Genomic DNA, 19,119 nt, shown 5'->3' with positions numbered 1-19,119 from the left:
TGGTTTCCCAAAACTCAGCTGATGCTAGCGGCGCGACCGTGTTGCCCAAACGAATAGGCCGCCGAGGCATGCCGAGAGCAGCACCATGACGTTGCCGAGAAGGGCGGCATAGCCGAGGTTGTGGAATTTAAAGCCCTGAAGATAGGTATAAACCGGAAGGATGTTTGTCTCGTTGCCCGGCCCTCCGCCCGTCATCAGATAAATGAGAGTGAAGTTGCCGAAGGTCATCAACATCATCAGCAGCGCGCATGTTACGATCGTCGGCTTCAACATGGGCAATGTTATGCGCATCAACGTTTGAACCGCCGAGGCGCCCTCCAGTTGCGCTGCTTCCATAAGATCGCCAGGGATATTGCGCAGCGCGGCCGAAAACATGGTCATTGCCAATCCCGCCAGCGACCAGGCATTGGCTGTCGATACGACCACCATGGCGTGCTGATAAAGGAGATCCAGCCGCATGTTGCCCGCCAGCATCGCAATCAGGCCTGACTGGGTGCTCGTCGCCATCCAGAGAAACGCAATCGTCGTCGGCGGCAGAGTCCAGGCAAGGATCGCGGTTGCGCTGCTGATCCACCGTACCGGCGTGATACAGTCTTGAAGTGCAATGGCGAGTACTAGCCCCAGTAAAGTTGTGGCTATTGCCCCCGATCCGACCACAAAAACGACGGTCAACCACAGAGATTTGTAAAAGACGGCGTCGCCCAACATGAAGGCGACGTTGCCAAGGCCCGTGAAGCGGTAATTGATCGCGTGAATACCGATCAGTTGCAGATTGGTGAAGCCAAGGTAGATCGCGTAGAAGACCGGCCCCAGAAAAAGAACGACCAGGAGGAATGCCGAGGGTGCCAGCAGGACGAAGCTGATCGTTTCGACGCGAGGCTTGTCCAGCCGCTCGCGTCTTTGCGATGGCCCGGCTGATCCGGCGTGCGCCGGATCAGTGCCTATTGCAGGTGCCGAACTCACGGCAAGGTCTCCAGATTGTCTTCGCCGACCTGGGTTGCCATGTACGACTTCAGGATCTGGATGCCCTCATCGACCGTTGTCTCCGGCTTCAGCACCATCGCTTGGGTGGCCTGCTGGAATGCATTGCCCCAGATCGGAAACTCGGGTTGCGAGGGCATGCTTCTGGAGGTCGAACTCAGATTGGCAAAAGCCTCCTGGAAAGGCGGGCGGCTCAGCGACAGATATCGGGAGTCGGCCTTCAAGGACGCGGTGGCTGGAACGACCGGGACCCACGCGGCAATATCTGTGAGGTTTTGCTTTTGTTGCATGATGTCGATTGCCGACCAGGCAAGATCGGCATTTGACGGGTCCTTGGACATCGACAGCACGACGCCGTTGAAGCTCGCGCCGAATCCAGGGGCCTGGCCCTTCGCCGTCGGGACCTGGGCAAAGCCTATCGTCTTTTCTTCGTCGTCCCAGCAGGGCGCGCAGATATCCTTGCCCCAGAAGACCGGGATCCAATTGCCGGCAAAGGTAATGCCGAACTCATGCTTATGGAGGGACTCGGCGGGATGCGTCGCGCCATTCGGGTCCATGATTTGCGATGTCGGAGCCAGCAGTCCGTCTGCAGCCGCCGTCTTGTAGAAATTCAAGACTTCCCGAATGCCGCTGCTGTCAACGACCCATTTGCCGGTCGCCGTATCAAAGATGGTCGGATTGCTCGAGGCGGAGAGCAGAAGGCCTGGGCCGGCCACCACACCGAACGTGCCTTGTGCCGTCCCGGTGATGACATAGAGCGGCGAGGCCTCCGGCGACGTCTTTTTGATTGCGCGGGCGGCATCAAGAATGTCGTTCCAGCTTTGCGGCTTCCAGCCTTTCGCAAGTCCGGCCTTCTCCGTCAGTGTCCGGTCGAAAAGGATTCCATAGGTATTGATCCCCTGCGCCACGGAATAGACCTTGCCATCGTATTTTCCAGATTCCTTGACCGCATCCGGCGTGTCCTGCCACCAGGATGCACCGGCGACTTTATCATCGAGGGGCGAGAGCAGATCGCTCCCGGCAAACTGACCGACATTGATGTCGAAATATTGCACGATGTCCGGTTTGGTGTCTGGCGAATTGTAGAGAAGGCTGAGTTTGGTGATGTAGTCGTCATAGGTGCCGGGCACCGGTATCAGTTCCATCGTATCGCCCGGATGAGCAGCCTCGAATTGCGATTTGACGTTGCCGAACCACTTCTGGGCAAGTTTCGGATCGGCGAATGTCCAATTCAGGCTGAACGCCACCTTGACCGTTGCCGCCTCTGCATGACCCGCCGGGACAGCTGCAAATCCTGCCGCGACGAGCAGCGCAGCAACCGCAAGCTTTCGCAAGCCCCTGCCAAGGCCGGTGGAGGAGAGCAGCGCGCGGTCTTTCGGCCCTTGCCTATCACAGGCCATTTTTTGGACAGCACGGTCTTGAATATCGCGGGACAGGCACTTCGTTCTGTAGATCGACATATTCTGACTCCCAGTTGAGCAAGTGTTCCGATTAGTTTTGGTTGGCCGCGTTGCCCTTTAAACTCGCTCCCGTTTCCCCATCGAAGAAATGGAGGTTGAGCGGATCGAAGACCAAATCGACGGCGTCTCCGCGCCTTACCGGCGCAAAGCTTGGGAATTTCGCATTAATTTCGCTGCCTTCGACATCGACCAGAACGAACGTGTCCGATCCGGTAGTTTCGAGAGACGTCACGATGCCGGTGATTGTCTCGGTGCACCTTGAAGGTGCGTCCTTCACCCACTGAATTTCGTCCGGCCGGATCCCGAGTTCGACATTCTCCGGGAGGGGGTCTTTGACAAAATGGCGGCCTTCGACAACGAAGGATATGTTGAAGCAGCGAACCCTGACCATGTCGCCGGCCCGCGCCAAACTGGCCGGCAAAATATTCATGCGCGGGGAGCCGATAAACATTCCGACGACTTTGTTTGCCGGCGCCCGATAAAGTTCGGAAGGCGTTGCAACCTGAAGAATGCGGCCCTGGTCAAACACGGCTATGCGGTGACCCATCGTCATTGCTTCGACTTGGTCGTGAGTGACGTAGACCGCCGTAACCCCCAGTTGACGCTGCAGTTCTGCGATTTCCGTACGCATATGCGTTCGCAGACTGGCGTCCAAATTCGACAGCGGCTCGTCGAGAAGAAAAATGCGCGGATGACGGATCATCGAGCGCGCCAGCGCGACGCGCTGGCGTTGGCCGCCGGAAAGCTCGCTTGGATAACGGTTCAAGAGCGATTGCAGACCGACGAGCCTCGCCACGCGGTCAATTCCGCCGGCGATCTCGGCTTTCGCCTCGCCCCGGATCTCCGGACCGAAGGACAAATTCTGCCGCACCGTCATATGCGGATAAAGCGCGTAGCTTTGAAAGACCATGGACACGTTTCGCCGTCCCGGTGGGGTCAGCGTGACGTCCTCCTCACCCAGAAGGATCCGACCGTAGGTCGGAGTCTCAAGGCCGGCGAGCATTCTCAGGGTTGTTGTCTTTCCGCAACCGGACGGCCCGACGAAGACCATGAATTCTCCGTCCTTGATATCCAGGTTGAGATCCTCGATTGCCGTGTAAGTGCCAAATTGCTTCCACACGTCTCTCAGGCTTACGGCAGTCATGGCTTCTCCTTAAGGCTTGCCGATATTGTCGCGCAGCCCAACCTTTGTCCGACGAGCAAGCGCTCTCGAACCAATGTTCCTGAGTATTTCTGCTGAACCGACATGGCCCTTGCCTGAGCCGGCTCGTTCACCCTGATTTCTTTTGGTTGACAAGAGTGAACACTATGATCCAACTTATTGTCAAGTGGATCATGTGATCCAGGCTACAAATTAATGTTGGCAGAGTTCAAAAACATGCGACGACGGTGCCCGGTTACTTTTTGCCCGGCAAAGAAATCGCTCGCGTCGCCCAACTAAATATGGAGTATCGAATTGAATAGCGCGTCGAATGAACGATCTCGCCCACAACCATTTCCGGGAAGGCACCATCATGGAACGGGATGGCTAACAAACTTGCCGATATGACTCAAAGTATGGCAATCAGGCTGAAAACCGGGTGCTGCCGCGAACCATCCGGCACCAAGGGCCTGCATCAACGAATCCAGAGCGACCAATGACGAGACTAGACCTGATCGAACGGATCAAAAACATCTGCGTAGAGCTCTCCGGACAAACGGTTGAAGCCGCCCATTACGTGATCAACAATGCTGAAGAAATCCCTTTTTATACAATGAGGGAGGTTGCGCGGCGTGCGGAAGTGCAGCCGGTCAGCCTGGTGCGATTGGCCCAGAGGCTGGGATTTGCCGGTTACAGCGAATTCCGGCAGCAATTCATCGACACGACGGAACGGCATTTGCGAGACCGCCAATCCATCAAACGCAATGAGTTGAGCGCTCAGACTCTGATCTCTGAAAGCGGAAAAACTCCCAGTCTTATGACCTTTGTGGATTCGTTCTTCGCGACCGAGCAAGCCATCGTCGGTCAGGCGAGGCTCCACTTGTCGGAAGAACAACTTGAAGCTGCGATCGAAATTTTGGCGAAGGCGCCAAAAATATATGTCATGGGCCGGCGGACTGCCTTTACCCCCGCTTTCACGCTCGCCTACACGCTGCAAAAGGCACGGCCGAACATTGTTCTGCTGGACACTCCAGGGGGAGCCCCGGAAGGCGCCCTGGATGACATTCACCCTGGCGATGCCTTCGTTGCGGTCACTTTCGCACCGTTTAACCGGCTCGTGCATCGGCTGACTGAGAAGGCGTCCCATATGGGAGCGAGGGTGATCGCTATCACCGACAGTTTCGCGGCGCCGATCAGCAAATTTGCCGGTCCGCTGCATTTCGTGGCACAGTCCTCTGGACGCGCCTTCCCGGAATCCGCGCTGGGCGCGATTGCGATCGCCAATGCTCTGGCGGCTTTGACGATCATCAAACTGGGCGACGCGGCGCAGCATCGAATCCGTGAAAATGAGCGGTTCCTCGTAAATTCCGGTGAGTACCTTCTCTCCAGCCCGGATGGCAAACGGCAGCGTACGCCAAAGGCCCGGCGGACAAATTCGGCCGCGGACGGGCATTCCGAATAGGCGTCCGGCCGAGAGACAGACGGTAGCCGGACGCGCGGATCGCCTGACATTATTGGACGCGGTTGCGCAGTCCCCCAACTTGTTGAAGCTCAACCTCCACGACATCGCCGGGCTTCAGCCACAGAGGCGGCTGACGTTTGGCGCCAATGCCTTGCGGCGTGCCGGTCGTGATGATGTCGCCGGGCGACAGGGTCAGAAAAAACGAGATGTAAGAAATCAATTCGCGAATGGGAAAAATCATATAGCGTGTATTCGAGGACTGGACCTCGACACCATTGACCCTTGTCTTTATGTCCAAATCCTGAACGTCGCCAATCTCGTCGAGGGTGACGATTGCCGGTCCGCAGGGCGTAGATCCATCGACAGCCTTGCCGGCGAGCCACTGCGTTCCCCGATACTGCAAGTCCCTGGCGGTAATGTCGTTGAGTACCGTTACCCCGGCGATGTAGCCAAGCGCCTGATCCGGCGCGACCGCGCGGCATTCACGACCGATCACGACTGCCAGTTCGCCTTCGAAATCGAGATTTTGCGTAACGTGAGAGCACCGGATGTCTTCGTTCGGACCGATCAGCGTGCTGGCAAACTTTGCAAAAACGTCGGGATGAGACGGTAATGCGCGACCTGTTTCTGCGACGTGGTCATTATAGTTGAGGCCGATGCACAACACCTTTGCCGGGTCTGTGATCGGTGGTGCTAGACGCACGGATTCCAGTGGTCCAATCTCCGCCTTCATATTGTCTTTGGCCGCCGCCGTCAGGCGCGCGGCCAATGCTGCCAGCCCGCCACCGTGCTCGCTTAGAACCTCTCGGAGCGAAGAGCTTCGGGAGGGCCTGACGGCAAAGCCGCTCAGCAACATTTCTACATCGTACACTTTCGCATCGAGCACGACGCCTGCCCTGGTCGTGACGCCGGCATAGTAGGATACAAGTTTCATATGCTGCCCTTTCAATGTTCAATCGGTTAAGTGCGCAAAGGGGGGACGCCGCCCGCAGACCGAACGATCTGCTCCGGTTCTCAGATCCTATTGCCTTTGAGGAAATCGGCGGCTCGCTCCCCGATCATGATTGCGGGAGCGTTGAGATTGCCGGAGGTGACGAACGGCATCACCGAGGTATCGGCAACGCGCAGACCATCGATACCTCGTACACGAAGCTGAGGGTCGACGACCGCCATCTCGTCGGTGCCGATCTTGCAAGCGCCGCTCAAGTGGTACGCGCCCTGCGTATATTTTCTGACAAAGGCCTCAAGGTCTGCGCGAGCCGTCAGCGGCTTTTCCGGCAAATGCCCAGCACGAACATATTTCTGCATTGACGGTTTCGACATGATCTCCTGTCCCAGCCGGACGCCGTCGATGAGACGGTCCACGTCGTAAGGGTGGCTGAGGTAATTGGGATCGACGAGGGGCGGGACGGTCGGGTCGGCCGAGCGGAGCGCTATTTTGCCCCTCGATTCCGGCCGGCATACATAGACATTCAACGTGCAGCCATTGCCGCTGGCTGTCGTTTCGACGCCTTCTTCGATACCGGCGCCGGCAAAAAAATGATATTGCAGATCCGGGACTGGGTCGCGTCGATCGCCCCACCAAAATGCTCCGCCTTCGCAGATGTTGGACGTGATGGGGCCTGTTCCAAAGAGGCCATACTGAGCGGCTGCGGCAAGTTGCCAACGCAGTTTCTTGTATTTGTCATAGCTGCTGTCGGATTTCAGATTGTAGATCAGGAAGCAATCCGTGTGGTCTTGCAGGTTCTGCCCGACGCCTGGAAGATCGTGCACCACGTCGACGCCGGCGCTCCGCAATTCCTTCGCCGGCCCGATCCCCGATAGCATCAGCAATCGTGGCGACCCGATCGCACCAGACGAAACAACGACTTCGCGGTCGGCACGGAGCGTCGTCAAGCGCCCGTTCTCAAGATATTCAACGCCAACGGCGCGTCCGGCTTCGACGAGAATTCTGGTGACCGGCTTGTCGGTCAGGATCTTCAGGTTCTGCCGATTTCGCGCCGCCTGGAGATAGGCCGCCGCAGAACTACACCGGCGACCGTCTCTGGTGGTGAGCTGGTAGAAACCGGCGCCTTTCTGCTCTCCGGAATTGAAGTCCGGGTTGAAGGGAATACCTGCCTCTTGGCATGCCTTGACCCAGGCCTTGGTCAAGGGGAGCGTATGCTGCTGGTTGGAAACACTCAGAGGGCCGTCTTGTCCATGGGCTTCGTTGGAAAATACCTCGTTGTTTTCCGCCTTCCGGAAGTATGGCAGAACGTCTTTGTAGCTCCAGCCATCGGCACCATGAGCTGCCCACCGATCGTAATCTTCGGGGGCGCCGCGAATGTAAATCATCGCGTTAAGGGAACTGCCTCCTCCCAAAACACGCGCCTGGCCGACCTGAGTCTCAAGACCATTCTGGTGCTTCAGCGTTTCAATCTTGTACCATTGCAGCAATGAACTCTTGAAGGACTTGTAGAAGGTTACGGGGAACCGTATCCACATACTGCTGTCTCGTGGGCCCGCTTCAAACAATGTTACCGACACGGCTGGATCTTCGCTGAGACGCCCCGCTATGGCGCATCCGGCAGATCCTCCACCTACGACGATATAGTCGGGCATGAATTCCCCTCTCCTATTCCGGCACGCAGCCGCGTATGTTCTGACCGCTCAATCGACCAGCACCGTCAGCGGATACCCTCAAAGAACCGATCCACTTCAGCCTGGCGCATGTCACAGAACCAGCATTCGACGATCTTCTCGTTTTCGAACCGATAGGCGGCAAGCCGGTCGGTGCGCACCTGTTGCTCGCCGCGCGTCCAGATCTCATGAACCATGATGAGGATGGCTTCGTCGGATTCGGCAATGAGCTCGTCGGCTCCGGCTTCGCCACCGACCACCCACCGGTCGGTGTACGCGGCGACCTTGTTCACCCAGCCTTCTATGAAGCCTTTCGCACCGTGAAAGTCGCCGGAAAGTACCGGGTGCGATCCTCCCATATGGACGACCAGGCTCTCGGCGTAAAAGCTGCATCCCGCTTCCACATCGCCGCTGGACCAAGCCTGGTGATAATCGTGAAGAATTTCCTTTGCGCGTTTAGCCAACTGAACCTCCGTAACGTTGTGTGACCATATTGCTGACGCTCATCGACGGACCCGGGCACAGGCTCTGGGGGACGTTCGCCGCGATGAAGCGAGATGTTATCTTGATCAACGCTGGGCGGCAGTGCGCCCGGCGCTCCTCGCTTTGGATGAAAGGATCGACTTGCCGTCTGCAGAGACTTCGATACCGTAGATGTTCAACGCTGATTCAGGCGAAACCACCCCGTCGCGCACATCGCGAAGCACCGCTTCTGCCTGTCGCTCATGCGGATGCCCCCAGCCCCCGCCTGCGGAGGCTTCGATGACAAGATGGAAGGGTTTGACCTGCTCCACCCCATATGGCGGACAAGGCAGGGCTTCGCGGGTCTCGAGATCATAGGCCTGGATCGACCCTTTCGCACCCCAATGCCCCCCATTGACGCCGGCCCCGGTCTGTTTGCGGGCGCCCTCCCCGCGCAGCAGGTGCTCGCCGCCAACAAGGACGTCGACGACATAGTCCACACCGGTACCGCCGCGATACTGTCCGGCGCCGCCGGTGTCCCTGCGCATCTCATACCGATGCACGCGGATCGGGTAGGATTGCTCGTAAGTTTCGACATTCGGAATGAACATGCCGCCAAGCGTCATCTGATGGCTCGTCGTCGGAAAGCCGTCCCTTCCTTTGACTGCGCCGCCCCCTGAGCTACCATGCCAATGATAGAGGACAAAGACGCCGCCGGCGGGCTTGGAGCCGGACGATATCCCGAACACCGACTTGCCCCAGCCCGCGCAAGCTCGTTCCGGGTCGGCCTGCGCCAGAGCCCGCCAGCACGCGTTCATGATGTCGATCGCCGGATAGACGGTGTTCATCGTCATCGGCGCCGGTGGCAAAGCGTTGACCACAGTACCCTCCGGCGCAATGATCCTGACGCAGCGGTAGACGCCCTCGTTATGAGGAATTGCCGGGTCGAGGAAAGCCGACAGCGCACAGTAAACAGCCGAGTGCGTATTCGCTATCCCGCTGTTTTTAAAGCCTTTTATTTGAGGAGAGGTCCCGGTGAAATCGAAGCTAATCGTGTCTCCCTCGACCGTCAGCTTTACACGCGTTTCAATATCAACCAGATCGAAACAGTCGGTATCACTTACATCCGAAGCCTCCCAGACTCCGTTCGGAAGCTCCGAAATCGCCTGACGCATGCGTCGTTCGCCGTAATCCAGAAGTGCCGTGAGATAGGCATTGCCCTTCTCCACTCCAAGCTGTTCGACGACATCGGCCAGACGTTGAGCGCCGATACGCGTGGAACCGATCATCGCACCGAGGTCGCCCTCCAGCAGATCCGGGCAACGCGAATTCAAAAGCAGCAACCGCCACAGATCGTCACGGAGCGTACCCTTCTCGATCAGTTTAAGAACGGGTAGGCGAATTCCCTCGTGGAAAATCTCGGTGGCCTTCGCATTGTATGTTCCAGCCGCGCCGCCGCCAATATCGGATTGATGCGCGCGGTTGCTACAAAATCCGATCAGTTCGCCCGAGACGAAAACTGGCCGGATGAGCGTCCAGTCGGGCAGATGGTTACCGCCCGCGGCATAAGGATCGCTCAACAGGAAGACGTCTTCGGGGTCGATGCGCCCGGCAAAATCCCGCAGAACCGCCCTGACTGCAAACCCGCCGCTGCCGGAATGAATCGGCAGCCCATCCGCCTGAGCGATGGTCTCGCCGCTGGCATTGCTCAAAAAGCATGAGAAATCGTGGCTCTGACTGAAGATCGGACTGCGCGCTGTGCGCGTCATGATCGTTCCCATCTGCAGGCTGATATGGTCCAGCTGCCGCTGCAGGATTGCGATCAGAACCGGATCGAAGTCGAAAGACGAGGAAGTGCTCATGATTGGGCTCCATCACATCTAAAATCGGGAAAACCTGCCTGGCTGACGGTTGGATGGCGCCGTGCCTTGGGGGTTGCCCTGGCGGGATCTCGCCACCGCTCGGGAAAAACGGTCATGCTATCCCGCCCGGCGCTATCTTCACGTGATAGTTGCTGGCATCGGTCATTGTCAGGCGATCCCCGTCACCTATGAACAGCGTCGTCGTGGCTTCCTCGATGACTGCCGGCCCAACGAGTGTCTGGCGCGGGACGAGTTTCGTGCCGTCATAGACCGGCGTATCGACGAATCCGGAGCGCCGGTCGATCCACACCGATCGACGGGAGTGGGGCTGCGGATTGGAAATGTCACTCGCCGCCGCGGCGACCTGGAGGGGATCCAATTTGCCTATAGCCGCCAATCGAAGGTTAACGATCTCGATATCGCCGGCGGGTTGTACGTAGCCGAAGAGGCGCTGGTAAATCTGCTCGAACGCCTTTCTGATGACAGTGGCATCGGTCGAGGCGCATTCGACCGGAATGGTCCACTGCTGTCCAAAATACCGCAAGTCATAGGCTCGCTCCAGGGCCGCCCTGCTCCCTGTAAATCCTTCTCGTTGCAGAACTTCGCTCGCCTCGGTTTGCATTTCTGTAAAAGCCGCCTCCAACTCCGCGGAACCAGAGTCCGCAGCATTGTCGAGGCCATGGAGCCAGCTTCGCACATAGTCATGACGGAGGTCGGAATTACACATTCCGAATGCACAGAAGACGCCGGCAAGACGGGGGACGTAAAGGCTGGAGCTGCCGAGCAGTCGAGCCGTCGATGGGCCATGCAGCGGCCCGGCGCCTCCGGCGGCGACAAGCGTGAACGTTCTCGGGTTGAAGCCCTTCTCGAGGGACGCCTGTTCCACAGCATGGAGGATGTTCTGCTCAACGAGCTGGATGATTCCGGCTGCCGCGTCCGCGACCGAGAGGCCGAGAGGTTTGGCGACATGATCATCGATCGCTTCGACGGCTTTTTCCAAATTGAGCGTAATCGCGCCGCCCGCATAGGGGCCAGGTTTCAGTCGACCAAGAACGAGTTGGGCATCGGTGACGGTTGGCCGTCGGCCGCCACGGCCATAACATGCAGGCCCTGGTGTCGAGCCCGCGCCTTCGGGGCCGGCTTTGAGAAGGCCGGCGCCATCGACAGACGCGATCGTACCGCCGCCAGCGCCCACTGTGTGGATGTCAACCGCAGGGATGTTGAGATGATAACCGTCAACCACGATCTGGTCCGTCATCGTGACCGCGCCGTGTTGCATCAAGGTGACGTCGCAACTCGTACCCCCGACCTCGATGGAGATCAGATGATCGGAGCCGGTGTCCTGCCCGAAAAATTTCAGCGATCCGACACCGGCGGCGGGTCCGGAAAGCACCAGGCTCGCCGGGGTGTGGCCAATCTCGTCTATCGAGATTGCACCTCCGTTCGACTGGATCATCAAAAGCTTGCGCGGCAGGCCCAACGCTGCGAGCCTGGTCGCCAGGCTCTCGAGATAGGGCACCACTTTGCAGGCGACATAGGCGTTGACGACGGTGGTCGACGTTCGTTCATACTCGCCGATGGTCGGCGCGATTTCTGAAGAAGCGGTGACCCAGACCTCCGGAAGCAGCTTCTTAAGCTCGGCCTTGGCTGCCCGTTCGTGGGACGGATTGGCATAGGAGTGCAGAAAACAGATCGCCACTGCCTCGACCCCCTCCTCGGCAAAGATCCGCGCGGCCGCGGCAACCGAAGCGGGATCGAACGGGGTCCGCACGGTTCCGTCATGCTCCATTCGTCCGACGACCGGCAGACGCAGGTACCTCGGCACGAGGACCTCCGGAAAGGGATGACGATGATCCCATACGTTCTCCCGGATCGAGCGCCGGATTTCGAGCGAATCTCGGAAGCCATTGGTTACGAGCAGTCCGACTTTCGCGCCCGTCTTTTCGAGAAGGGTATTTGTGGCAATGGTCGAGCCGTGCACGAAAAGTTCGGTATCGGCCAGGAACGTTTCTATGCCGGTTCCCAGCGACTCTGCCGCAAGCCGCACAGCAGACAACACGCCGTCAGTCGGGTCGGCCGGCACGGATGGAGCCTTGAACGCTCGCACGGCGCCCTTGGCATCAACCATGACAAGATCGGTGAACGTGCCACCGATATCAACTCCAACGCGGTAAGGTGCAACTAACATCCACGGTTCCCATTTTGGTTGTTTCTGCGACGGCATGCCGCCAGTCTCAGGCTGAAACGCCGACCGTCATCAAATCACTTAGCCCGGGGCTGAGTTTTCGCCGATGCCCTTCGACACAACGCCGACCAGCTTGTCGGCAATCAGATCAACCTCTGTTTCCGTCATGGGTGTTGACAGGGCGCCCGAGCAGTTGGGCGTGAGAAGGATGTTCTCATCGAGCATTGCGAGCTGAACGCGGCGAATGAGCTTGGCGGTGTCGGCGTTGGCGTATGCACTGCGATAACCAGTGACCTCGTGCCGCCCGACATGGAGCCGGAACAGCGACCCCATCCCCGTTATCGACGCTTCCGCTCCCGAACTTGCAAATCCAGCCCGCACGCGCTGGCGAAGTCTGTCGCCCAAGGTGTTGAGCCGCTCGACGGCGGCGCGGGAATAATGCGTGAGAGAGGCAAGACCTGCGGCCATGCTCAGGGGGTTCGCACTAAAGGTTCCCCCCATGGATACGATCGGCTTGCCGGCGGAATGATCGAACACGGACATGCGATCGCGAGAGCCGGAAACCGCTCCGATCGGCAGGCCTCCGCCGATGATTTTAGCCGTCGTCACCAGATCCGGCTCCAGGCCGAACAGGGGCGATGCTCCCTCGAAGGAAAGCCGGAAGCTGATAACTTCGTCGGCGATGAGGACAATCCCGTGCTTACGGCAGGCTTGCTGGACGACGGCAGCGGTTTCCCTCGACATTGGCACCGCGCCGGCGCGCGAGGCGTGCGGATCGACGATAACCGCCGCCAGCGACGGACCTTCGCGAAGCAAGATATCTGCACAACGCTGCGGATCGTCATAAGGAAGAACGACAGTCTCGCGCAATACGGAATCCGGCGTTCCGGCGTTGCATCGCACCGATGCGGGATTGCCGGCCTCGTCGTTCCAATTGGCGGGTGTCGGATCAAGGCTGACCTCAATCCAGTCATAGGCCCCGTGATAGCAGCCTTCGAACTTGGCAATTTTCTCGCGTCCCGTTAGTCCGCGCGCGCCTTTGATCGCAGCGAGCACTGCCTCCGTTCCGGAATTGCAGAAGCGGGTCTGTTCCAGTCGCGGACTTCTTTCCGCCAGGGCTTCGGCAAGCAGAATTTCGCTTTCAGTCGGCATTCCAAATGCAGTCCCCTTGGACATCGCGCCGCGAACTGCTTCCAGGACCGGCTCGAACGCATGACCGTGAATCAGCGAAAAGAAATTATTGGCGCAATCGAGAAGCCGCCTTCCATCCACATCGATGACCCAGCAACCCTCGCCCTTCGCAGCATAGGGCGGGTGCGGCTGAAACCACGAGGCTGCGCGCATCGATCCGCCCGGAACCACTTTACGTTCTCGTAAAAACGCGGCTTCGGATCGGTTGCCGGATGCGGTTTCCGCACAATTTTCGCTATGTCTCACCGCTCTATCTCCTCCGCTTGGCGCTTTCTGAGCAGCAGTGAACACCATGATCCTATAATTTGTCAATTGGATCATATGATCCTATAGGAATTTATTTTCGCTGCCGGAGCAACGGGTCATCGGGAATTCGGAGACGGGATATCGACGCAGGCGGGTCCGGAGACAAAACCAAGCAGAGCTCAGGCAGGCACTCGAGCTGCCAGGCGGCGCTGCTTCATTTCACCTCGACGCATTGCGGCGTTCTGTATCAACAAACGTCAATCTGGATCACATGATCCACTTGACACAAAGTGGGATCATGATGTTGACTTAAGAAGTCGAAGTGGAGAGCAGATGCCACCGGTGTCATTTTGTCTTATGCGACAGCGCAAGGTGGCGACTGCCGGTTCCGGCCTTCGAACATGAAAATGCATGGCATAACCCGAGGAGGACCGAATGTTTGTTACACCGAACGGCGAGAAAATTTTCATCGTCGATGGGCACATTCATCTTTGGGACGCTCGGGAGCAAAATCGGCGCAACCGTTATGGGCTGGCTTTTATCGAAAGCTTCTGGGGCGCCCATGTCGGCTCAACGCCTCCAGACGAGCGGTGGGACTTTGACCGTTTCTGCCATTACGGCGTGGACGGAGCAGCCAAGGATCTGTTTGTCGACGGTTATGTTGATGCCGCAATCATGCTGCCGGTCGATCTCTACGACTTCTACATCGAAGGATTTAACACGACAGAGCAATGCGCTGCATTCAAACGCGCCTATCCTGACAAAGTGGTCCTGAATGGCCGTTGCGATCCGCGCAATGGCCCTCGCGGGCTGGAGCGCTTGGAGGCCGATCACAGCAAATACGGATTCAAAGGTGTCAAGCTATACACCGGCGAGTGGAATGGCGTCTCCAAGGGCTATACGCTGCGAGACGACTTCGTGGTTCCCTACCTGGAAAAGTGTCGCGAGCTTGGTGTGAAAATCATCCATGTTCACAAGGGGCCAACGACACATCCGCTTAATCTCGATGCATTCGACGTCCGGGATGTCGATCATATTGCCACCGCCTTCCCTGATCTGACTTTCGTCGTCGATCATTGCGGCATGCCGCGCATCGACGATTTCTGCTGGATCGCCGCTCAGGAACCGAACGTCATGGGCGGGCTCGCGCTCATTACCTCGTTCGTCTACGCGCGTCCGAAATATTTCGGCCAGATGCTATCGGATCTTCTCTACTTTCTGGGACCCGACCGGATTTTGTTCGGATCGGACTACGGGATCATGAGCCCGAAATGGATCATTGAGCATTTCATGGCCTACGAATTTCCGGAGGACCTGGCGAAGGAGGCCGGCACCCCGCTCACTCTCGACGTCAAACGCAAGATTCTGGGTCTCAATGCCGCAAATCTTTACGGTCTCGAGGTCCCGGCTGATTGCAGGCTGCCAAGCCCCCTTCGTTGAGCCAGGAAACAATGATACTGACAGGCGACAGAAGCAATGCAGGCCGTTGATCATTCCACGTCACGCGATCTTTGCGGCCCAAGGGCTGAGCTTGACGCTGTTGCGGCGGCACTCGACACCGTCATGGACCCGGAACTCGACGAATCCGTTGCCGCGATGGGATTTATCGAATCCGTGCGCGTCGAAGCGGGCAGAGCTGACATCGTTTTTCGGTTGCCGACGTTCTGGTGCTCAGCAAATTTTGCATTCTTGATGGCAGCTGACATGCGGCTCGCGGTCGAGCAGGTGCCAGGCATCGAAACGGCGCGGGTGCGCCTCGTCGATCATTTCGCGGCGGGCAAGATCAACCGCGGCGTTGCCGACGGTGCCGCGTTTTCCTCGGTGTTTTCCGGTGAAGCGAAAACCGATCTCGCCGAGCTTCGCCGCAACTTCCAGGAACGCGCTTTCCTTGGTCGGCAGGAAAGTGTGTTGCGTGCCATGGCCGCTGAACGCGGCGCCGCAGCGGCGCTTGCCACGACAATGGAGGAATTGCAGGCCTTCGCCCAGCATGGCGGGAGCGAAATTCGAGGGGCGGCGATCCGCTATCTGACGTTACGACGTCACGAAAAGGGCGGGAGCGATCCCAAAGCACCAGCCTTCATTACTGTCGACGGCGCTCCCATCGAGGCTGCCGACTACCCCGCGCATTTACGCACCTTGCGACGCGTCAAGGGAGCCGCTGAAAGCAACGCGGAAATGTGCCGTCTTTATATTCAAGCACGCCGGAGCAATCCGGCGCCGGGCTACGAGGCTGAACGCCAGAGGGATGATACTGATGAGTGAGCCGAAATTTCGCCTTCTTCACACGATGCTGCGCGTCAAGGACTTGGATAGGTCCATCGATTTTTACACGCGCTTGCTGGGAATGGAGGTTTTGAGAAAAATGGACTTCCCCGAGGGAAGATTCACCCTCGTTTTCATCGGCTACGGTCCGGAGGAGTCCAATGCCGTTTTGGAGCTCACATATAATTGGGATCAGGATAGGCCCTACGAACTTGGCGAGGGTTACGGCCACATTGCCCTCGGCGTGCGGGATATCTATCAGATCTGCAAGGAGCTGGAAGCAAACGGCGCCCGGATTCCACGTCCGGCCGGTCCCATGAAGCACGGCACCGCAGTCATTGCGTTCGTCGAGGATCCTGATGGTTACAAGATTGAACTGATCGATCTCGACACGATTGCTTAGTCGCGATCCGAGCACCGACAATAACCCGCCAACAACGGAGGACGAGCATGTCGAATGCGCGAGCGCATTCGATCGCCTTCTTGCTGAGCAATATTCGGAGGAGAAAATAATGACATCGTCAACCGAGCCCGGGATCATTCTGGTCGCCCCTCACCGCTTCCCCAATCTTAACCGGGAACGCGCGCTGGCCGAGACATTCGGAATGGACTTGGTCGTCGCAACCGATCAGGCCAGCTTTTCGAGCCGGATGGCCGATGCCGAGGTCGTCATGGTAACGCCCTATGCGAAGATGACAGCTGCTGAGTTCGGGCTTTTGCGACGCTGCAGGGCCGTCGTCCGTTATGGCGTCGGCTACGACAACATCGATGTCGCAGCAGCAAAACAGATCGGCGTGCCCGTGACAATCGTGCCGGATACGGCCTCCGAAGAGGTCGCTTCGCACGCGCTTGCGATGGGTTTGAGCTTGGCGCGACGGATCCCACAAGGGCAGTTCGCCATTCAATCCGGGGAATGGGCCGGGGTTATTGGTCTGGATACTCCGAAACTTTCGCGCTTGGAGGTCGGCGTGGTCGGGATGGGCCGCATCGGACAGCTGGTAGCCCGATGGTGGTCAGCGATAGGAGCGAAGGTGCATGCTTTCGATCCGATCGCGCCTTTCTCCGAGGTGCCGTCTGCGACGTTGAAGCAAGTCTTGGAAGAATCGGACGTTGTGACGCTGCATTTACCGCTGAGTGCCGAGACCCATCACATGATCTCCGCCGAGGTGCTCGGGCGCATGCGGCGAAACGCCGTCATTGTAAATGTTTCGCGCGGCGGATTGATCGACGAGGATGCATTGGCTGCCGCTCTCATCGAAGGCTCGATTGCCGGCGCGGGTCTCGATACATTTGCTCAGGAGCCACTCCGCGCCGATCATCCGCTTCGTCAAGCACCAAACACTGTCTTCACGCCGCACGTAGCCTGGCGATCCAATATGTCGCTGGATGCTTTGCAAGAACAGGCCGTCGAAAGAGCGCGACGGGCGCTTCAAGGTGAAGCGCTTCCGAATGTCGTCACCTAAATCGAAAGGTTTGACCGCCAAAGGGCGGGTGAAATTTGCGTGGTTGTTCGGGAAAGCTTCGACATATACCGCATCAACCTGCGGGTGTCAGCCAATCGCCGATCGTTGCCCCAAACCGTTGCATGGAACGTGGTGCGGAGATAGCCGGGCGCTCCGTTGCTCCGGTCTTTCGGACTTCACGCGGGCTGAGCCCGAATTCATGGCTGAAGGCGCGCGTGAAATTGGCGGCAACGTCGAAGCCGGCGGCCTCGGCAATTTCCGAGATCGGCCTGTTGTCGGTCGGGTTGGTAAGATCCGCATAGGCCTGCAGCAATCGACGTTTGCGAATGTAGTTGAAGACGCCCCCGCTCGTTTCGAACAATTGGTAGAGCCGCGTCCGCGAAATACCAAGCGCCCGGCACATGACGTCGGGCGTCAGACTGTCTGAATGAAGATTGAGGTGAATATAGCGATGCGCCCGCTCCATCAGCCCCATATTGGTCTGCTCCTGCCCGCGATCCAAACTGGCGGACGAGGCAGCGCATGCAATGACCATATCGCCGATCGTCCGGACGATCCGCGGCATCTCCTCCACCGTCAAATTGCTGAGGTTCGCTTCCAGGCCATCGATATAGCTGACGAGCAACTCGGCCAGGCTACCGGAGAGAGCGATGTTGTGGGCGTTCTGCAGAAGAGGCGCGTCACGGGTCAACAACTCATAGGGCAGGAAGACGAGCACGGCGGCTGAATCGGTCATCCGTCCGCGGTAGGGATAACCAAGAGACCTGAAAAATATCTCACCCGGGCCGGTCTCCGTGACATGGCGATTGGCTTCGGTCCAGGCCCGGCCGCTGCGAAGCACGCCGACGTTCCAGTGATCGATTGGGCTTGATCGCAGCATGGCCTGATCGCGAATATAGCTGCATGCCTGTGCGCGCTGCTGGACGATGAGGAGATCGCCGAGCTGCCAACCGGTCTGTTCCGCAAGAAAGCCGTCTTCCTCTGATTTTCCGTCCGGCAGATGAACATCGATAAGCGGCGCCATGTGCGATCGCCAGGACTGGAACTGTTCTTTCGGCGGCAGATCCCGCGTTGAAAATCGCAAGGGCACCAGTGGCGGCGGAACGTCCGCCCGATGTTCTTTCTGCGGGGACGGTTCGCGCGGCCAGCGCCGCCGCTCCAAATGGGCCGGCCATTCCCGTCCAGCAGCGGGGTCGTCTCCAGACTCCGTAACCATGCAATTCCTCCAGCGCATAAGCCGATCCGGGCTGTTGAAACTGAAGCAAGCAATCGTTTTGCCGGCTGACGCGTCGGCGCAACCCGTCCGATCGGCCGAATCGACTGAAGCTCTACGTGTATAAGCTGATTATCATATTCTCCTGCGAGCAGAAATGGACGGACCGATAATTTTCGGGATGCGGCGATAACGACAATTGCGTCCTGTTCCTGTATCTAAATAAGCAATGGTTAATTCCGAAGGACGGTCGGAAAACCCAGACAGTCACTTGCCGGTGCAAAGCACTTTCAACGTGAAACGACATAAATCAGAACAAAATATGCAAGCAGAGGAGGATAGGTCGTGACCTATCGGGGCAATATTCCTGCGCGCTTTGCGCGAGCATCGGCTTACGGCAGGAATTCCTCTCCACACAACCCACAGGCGTCAGGGAAAATCCCTATCGCCGGTCGTGTGGGCTTCCCCTGCTCACCTTCATGCGAGACGCTCCTGAGGCCGGACATCGGCAAATAAGGGCGCGAAGGGTTGCGCGCAGGCCGAGGCCGCCTGTGTCGATGCGTAATAGGCCG

The 19,119-nt window shown here is 58.3% G+C and carries 15 protein-coding genes; 5 read left to right on the top strand and 10 right to left on the bottom strand.

Features of this window, described 5'->3' with window-relative positions:
- Positions 1-24 precede the first annotated feature (24 nt).
- From ATY75_RS14555 to ATY75_RS14545, 3 genes are read right to left on the bottom strand one after another with little or no spacing between them, the layout of a single operon-like run.
- The gene (locus ATY75_RS14555) at positions 25-963 is read right to left on the bottom strand and encodes a sugar ABC transporter permease (protein ID WP_088938097.1); all 939 of its coding nucleotides are present in this window, start codon (positions 961-963) and stop codon (positions 25-27) included.
- Positions 960-2,441: an extracellular solute-binding protein gene (locus ATY75_RS14550; protein WP_245317577.1), complete on the bottom strand. Its 1,482-nt coding sequence runs from the start codon at positions 2,439-2,441 to the stop codon at positions 960-962. The genes ATY75_RS14555 and ATY75_RS14550 overlap by 4 nt, the downstream gene beginning before the upstream one ends.
- 31 nt (positions 2,442-2,472) lie before the next feature.
- The gene (locus ATY75_RS14545) at positions 2,473-3,585 is read right to left on the bottom strand and encodes an ABC transporter ATP-binding protein (RefSeq protein WP_088938096.1); all 1,113 of its coding nucleotides are present in this window, start codon (positions 3,583-3,585) and stop codon (positions 2,473-2,475) included.
- 493 nt (positions 3,586-4,078) lie between these two features.
- Between ATY75_RS14545 and ATY75_RS14540 the strand changes: the two genes are divergently transcribed.
- The gene (locus ATY75_RS14540) at positions 4,079-5,044 is read left to right on the top strand and encodes a MurR/RpiR family transcriptional regulator (RefSeq protein ID WP_088938095.1); all 966 of its coding nucleotides are present in this window, start codon (positions 4,079-4,081) and stop codon (positions 5,042-5,044) included.
- Between the two features lie 49 nt (positions 5,045-5,093).
- On the opposite strand, the gene ATY75_RS14535 is transcribed toward ATY75_RS14540, so the two are convergent.
- From ATY75_RS14535 to ATY75_RS14510, 6 genes are all read right to left on the bottom strand, one after another.
- On the bottom strand, positions 5,094-5,978 hold the full coding sequence (locus ATY75_RS14535) for a fumarylacetoacetate hydrolase family protein (protein ID WP_088938094.1): 885 nt from the start codon (positions 5,976-5,978) through the stop codon (positions 5,094-5,096).
- An 80-nt stretch (positions 5,979-6,058) separates the two neighbouring features.
- Positions 6,059-7,645: an FAD-dependent oxidoreductase gene (locus tag ATY75_RS14530; RefSeq protein WP_088938093.1), complete on the bottom strand. Its 1,587-nt coding sequence runs from the start codon at positions 7,643-7,645 to the stop codon at positions 6,059-6,061.
- Positions 7,646-7,710: 65 nt separating this feature from the next.
- Complete coding sequence (locus ATY75_RS14525; RefSeq protein ID WP_064843907.1) at positions 7,711-8,127, bottom strand: nuclear transport factor 2 family protein; 417 nt, start codon at positions 8,125-8,127, stop codon at positions 7,711-7,713.
- A gap of 105 nt (positions 8,128-8,232) precedes the next feature.
- Positions 8,233-9,987, bottom strand: coding sequence for a hydantoinase B/oxoprolinase family protein (locus ATY75_RS14520; RefSeq protein WP_064843906.1), 1,755 nt, complete (start codon positions 9,985-9,987; stop codon positions 8,233-8,235).
- 112 nt (positions 9,988-10,099) lie between these two features.
- On the bottom strand, positions 10,100-12,175 hold the full coding sequence (locus ATY75_RS14515) for a hydantoinase/oxoprolinase family protein (RefSeq protein WP_088938092.1): 2,076 nt from the start codon (positions 12,173-12,175) through the stop codon (positions 10,100-10,102).
- Positions 12,176-12,253: 78 nt separating this feature from the next.
- Positions 12,254-13,609 carry an aspartate aminotransferase family protein gene (locus ATY75_RS14510; protein ID WP_245317576.1) on the bottom strand — a complete coding sequence of 452 codons (1,356 nt, stop codon included), beginning with the start codon at positions 13,607-13,609 and terminating at the stop codon, positions 12,254-12,256.
- Positions 13,610-14,044: 435 nt separating this feature from the next.
- Between ATY75_RS14510 and ATY75_RS14505 the strand changes: the two genes are divergently transcribed.
- The 4 genes from ATY75_RS14505 to ATY75_RS14490 all read left to right on the top strand — a co-directional run bounded on the left by ATY75_RS14505 (position 14,045) and on the right by ATY75_RS14490 (position 17,334).
- Complete coding sequence (locus tag ATY75_RS14505; protein ID WP_064843903.1) at positions 14,045-15,049, top strand: amidohydrolase family protein; 1,005 nt, start codon at positions 14,045-14,047, stop codon at positions 15,047-15,049.
- Between the two features lie 36 nt (positions 15,050-15,085).
- Positions 15,086-15,871 carry an iron-sulfur cluster assembly protein gene (locus tag ATY75_RS14500; protein WP_088938091.1) on the top strand — a complete coding sequence of 262 codons (786 nt, stop codon included), beginning with the start codon at positions 15,086-15,088 and terminating at the stop codon, positions 15,869-15,871.
- Positions 15,864-16,274, top strand: a complete 411-nt coding sequence (gene gloA, locus ATY75_RS14495; RefSeq protein WP_064843901.1) for a lactoylglutathione lyase — start codon at positions 15,864-15,866, stop codon at positions 16,272-16,274. The genes ATY75_RS14500 and gloA overlap by 8 nt, the downstream gene beginning before the upstream one ends.
- Positions 16,275-16,383: 109 nt before the next feature.
- A complete protein-coding gene (locus tag ATY75_RS14490) occupies positions 16,384-17,334 on the top strand; it encodes a C-terminal binding protein (RefSeq protein ID WP_088938090.1) in 951 nt (316 codons plus the stop codon).
- 73 nt (positions 17,335-17,407) lie between these two features.
- On the opposite strand, the gene ATY75_RS14485 is transcribed toward ATY75_RS14490, so the two are convergent.
- Positions 17,408-18,550, bottom strand: a complete 1,143-nt coding sequence (locus ATY75_RS14485) for an AraC family transcriptional regulator (RefSeq protein ID WP_088938089.1) — start codon at positions 18,548-18,550, stop codon at positions 17,408-17,410.
- Positions 18,551-19,119 lie beyond the last annotated feature (569 nt).

This window comes from Rhizobium sp. N122, from assembly GCF_002211295.1.
In the GTDB taxonomy this organism is placed as follows: Bacteria; Pseudomonadota; Alphaproteobacteria; order Rhizobiales; family Rhizobiaceae; genus Rhizobium.
The sequence above is the reverse complement of the archived record's forward strand: the minus strand, read 5'-3'. Positions and strand labels throughout refer to the sequence as shown.